This is a genomic window from Tistrella bauzanensis (assembly GCF_014636235.1).
GTDB lineage: Bacteria > Pseudomonadota > Alphaproteobacteria > Tistrellales > Tistrellaceae > Tistrella > Tistrella bauzanensis.
Map to the genome: position 1 here is coordinate 1 of NZ_BMDZ01000141.1, position 3,832 is coordinate 3,832.

Annotated in this window: 4 protein-coding genes; all 4 read left to right on the forward strand. The window is 57.8% G+C overall.

Annotated features, from left to right (window positions below; genetic code table 11):
• On the forward strand, nucleotides 1-184 hold a 184-nt coding region (locus IEW15_RS26205), incomplete at its 5' end, for a hypothetical protein (protein ID WP_229708820.1).
• Nucleotides 177-2,717: a DEAD/DEAH box helicase family protein gene (locus tag IEW15_RS24985; protein ID WP_188583179.1), complete on the forward strand. Its 2,541-nt coding sequence runs from the start codon at nucleotides 177-179 to the stop codon at nucleotides 2,715-2,717. The genes IEW15_RS26205 and IEW15_RS24985, both read left to right, overlap by 8 nt.
• Nucleotides 2,718-2,769: 52 nt before the next feature.
• Nucleotides 2,770-3,270, forward strand: a complete 501-nt coding sequence (locus IEW15_RS24990) for a GNAT family N-acetyltransferase (protein WP_188583175.1) — start codon at nucleotides 2,770-2,772, stop codon at nucleotides 3,268-3,270.
• Between the two features lie 171 nt (nucleotides 3,271-3,441).
• On the forward strand, nucleotides 3,442-3,705 hold the full coding sequence (locus tag IEW15_RS24995; protein WP_188583177.1) for a hypothetical protein: 264 nt from the start codon (nucleotides 3,442-3,444) through the stop codon (nucleotides 3,703-3,705).
• The last annotated feature ends 127 nt before the right edge of the window (nucleotides 3,706-3,832 follow it).

Consider the following 3,832-nt stretch of genomic DNA (forward strand, 5'->3'; position numbering starts at 1 on the left):
CCGCGCGAGACCCCCGCCAAGCTCCCAAGCCGTCAGCAGACGGCGTCAAACCATGGGTAGCGGGCATTCGGCAACAGCCTCCACTGAGGAGGAAATAGCGTTCATCGAAAAGATCGTTCGCCCGATGGATTTGGTAGGTGATTTATTTGGTGAAGTGTCTGTGGATGACGGTGAAGATGAATAAGCCGACAATCGAGGAAATCCTCACTTCGAAGCCGGAAGCGCGCCCGCGCATCTATGCCTATGCCATTGCTGACGCGGCGCATGAGGGTCTCCTCAAAGTCGGCCAAACAACCCGCAACGTAAAGCAGCGCGTGGCCGAACAGCTCAAAACCGCCGCCATCACCAATTACACTATCGAGCTGGATGAGCGCGCCGAACGGGACGATGGCGGCATCATCACCGATCATACCGTGCGCGAAACCTTGAAGCGCAAGGGCTTCGCCAATGCGCAGCTCGAATGGATGCAATGCGCGGTGGCCGACGTGAAAACCGTGCTGGCCGAATTGCGGAGCGGTCAGCAATTCACTGGCACGCACCACGAGAATTTCCCGCCGCGTAAGGAACAGGTGGAGGCAGTGGAACAGACCTACGCCTATTATCATTCCCGCTGGGACCAAGACGCCAACGCCGTTCCGCGCTTCCTCTGGAACGCGAAGATGCGTTTCGGCAAAACCTTCACCACTTACCAACTCGCCAAGAAACTCCGCGCAAAGCGGGTGCTGGTTCTGACCTTCAAGCCCGCCGTCGAGGATGCTTGGCAGACCGATCTTGAATCCCACGTTGATTTCGACGGCTGGCGATACCAGTCGAGGAACGTCGATGGCGACCCACGCGAAATCCCGGCAGAAACGCCGCTGGTCTATTTCGGCTCATTCCAAGACCTGTTGGGACGCGACAAGGCAGGCAATATCAAGCCGCGCAACGAATGGATTCACACGATCAACTGGGATCTGGTCGTGTTCGATGAATACCATTTCGGCGCATGGCGCGAAACGGCGAAGGAGCTTTTCGAAGGTGAGGAAGCGGCGGTTGCCAAGAAGGAAACCAGCCTCGAATACGCCGACGATCTTGAGGAGGTGAACGAGGATTTGGGCGTGCTGTCCGAATCCGAAGCCGAGTTTCTGCCCATCACCACGCGGGCCTATCTCTATCTCTCCGGCACCCCCTTCAAGGCACTCGCCACGGGCGAGTTCATCGAGGAGCAGATATTCAACTGGACCTATACCGACGAACAGCGCGCCAAGGCCGCCTTCGCCTCGCAGAATCCGGGCAAGCGCAATCCCTACGGCGCGCTGCCGCAAATGCGGCTTCTGACCTACCAAATGCCCGACGATCTGCTAGCGATCGCCAGCGCCGGGGAGTTTGACGAATTCGATTTGAACGCTTTTTTCGCCGCGACCGGCACCGGCGACGCGGCGGCGTTCAAGCACAAGACCGATGTGCAGAAATGGCTGGACATCATCCGGGGCGGCTATGCGCCGCAGGCGGTCGAGAGCCTGAAAACTAGCACTCGCCCGCCGTTCCCGTATTCCGATGTGCGGCTATTGCCCTACCTGCAACACTCGTTCTGGTTCCTGCCCAACGTCTCTGCCTGTCACGCGATGGCGAATTTGCTGGCGGAAAAGCACAATGTGTTCTGGCATGACTACACGGCGATCGTGTCGGCAGGTGCTTCGGCAGGCATCGGCCTGGACGCCTTGCCGCCCGTCCGGCAGGCGGTCGGCAGCGGCTACGACACCAAGACCATCACCCTGTCGTGCGGCAAGCTGACGACCGGCGTGACGGTGGCGCAATGGTCGTCCATCCTGATGCTGCGCAACCTGAAATCGCCGGAAACATATTTTCAGGCCGCGTTCCGGGTGCAATCGCCGTGGTCGATCAAAAACCCCAACGGCGACAATCCGAACGAGGAAGAAATCCTCAAACCCGTCTGTTTCGTGTTCGACTTCGCGCCCACGCGTGCTTTGCGGCAGTTGTCCGAATACGGCATCGGCCTATCGCCGGGCGAGGCCAACCCCGAAAACGCCGTGCGGGAGCTTGTCTCGTTCCTGCCCGTGCTCGCCTATGACGGCGCGAACATGACGCAGATCGACGCGGGCGGCATCCTCGACATTGCGATGGCCGGAACATCGGCCACCCTGTTGGCGCGCAAATGGGAATCCGCGCTGCTGGTCAACGTGGACAATGACACGTTGCGCCGCATCATCGACAACCCCGAGGCGATGGCAGCCGTCGAACGCATCGAAGGTTGGCGCGCACTGGGCGACAACATCATCGAGACGATCATCAATAAGAGTGAAAAGGTCAAGGACCTCAAAAACAAATCGAAAGACGGCGAGCTGACGCCGAAGGAAAAGAAGGAGCTGACGGACGAGGAAAGGGAATACAAGTCCAAGCGCAAGCTCGTTCAGGAAAAGCTCATCAAGTTCGCGACGCGCATCCCGGCCTTCATGTATCTCACCGACTTCCGCGAGAACACACTACAGGATGTTATCACCAAGCTGGAACCAGACCTGTTTCTTGCGGTAACCGGCTTGACGGTGGCCGACTTCCACCTGCTGGTGCGCCTCAAGGTTTTCAACACCGAGCGGATGAACGAGGCCGTCTTCGCGTTCCGCCGCTATGAGGACGCCTCACTTCGCTATACGGGCATCGAAAGCCATAAGGGGCTAACCCACTACGGCCTCTATGACACCGTCGTGGCCAAGGAGTGACGGTGTGGAGTAAGGCTATCAGTCGTGGGGACGGTGAGGTGGATGGATGCCAATGATTGAGTTGGCCGTGAAAGCCGGGAAGGATGCCACTCCCGAAGAGCTGGAGAAATTCAAGGAACTGGTGCTGCGTGATCCGCAAGTTACTCCGAATGGCTTGTCAGGTCGGATTGCACAAGCGCACTTGCTGGCTTTCCTTTACAAGGATGGCGAGTTGATCGCTACAGGCGCGGTCAAATGCAATCCCGAACATCAGGCCCACGTAGCGGAGGATTCCGGCATCCCACTCCCGCAAGCGGAGTATCTGGGTGAAATAGGATATTTACATACTGCCGACGAGCACCGAAGGCGGGGCTATGGCGACCGAGTGCTGGCGAGTCTCATCAGCTCTGGCAAAGACATGGAACTGTTTGCAACGATCCAGCTCAAGAACGACCCTTCGCAGCGGCTTCTCGCGCGACATGGATTTATTCGCACCGGAAAGTCGTGGCCGTCAAATCAGGTCGATGATGACGTAAATCTCTATATCCGGCAGGTTCCTGGGGCGAAGAAGTGACGGTCGCAATCTCCCGACCTTTGAGGCAGACTCATAGTGCTATAGCGTAAACGTAGTGATCATCACTATCGGTCGCGGCCCGCCATTGGGTGCTGATTGCAGGGCAAGCAGTCAGGATATCGTTTTGACAATTGGGATCGGTTCTCGGCCGCCTGCTTATGAGCAGGAGCCATGAACGGGATGATATTCTGCCGTGCCCTGGAGCCGGAGCAACGCCTCGGCAATGTCTCGTTCAGTGGGGCGAACAGCGTCTCGCAATTATCGAGCGCCACATTTGAAAGCTGCGGAGGACGTTCGATTTCTCCCGCATCAGCTTATCCCCAGACGGTTGTGTTTGAATCGGCCGACGGCTTCGATTCAGGCGACTTTGTTGTCATGAATTCGCGTTCATCGCCCAGTCAGGACGGCCGGTTTCTAAGCGGTGAGCGAATGTGACGCTGACCGCATGCGTCGAAATAATATAAAGATTATAATAAACCTAAGAGGCTGTTGCCGAATGCCCGCTACCCATGGTTTGACGCCGTCTGCTGACGGCTTGGGAGCTTGGCGGGGGTCTCGCGCG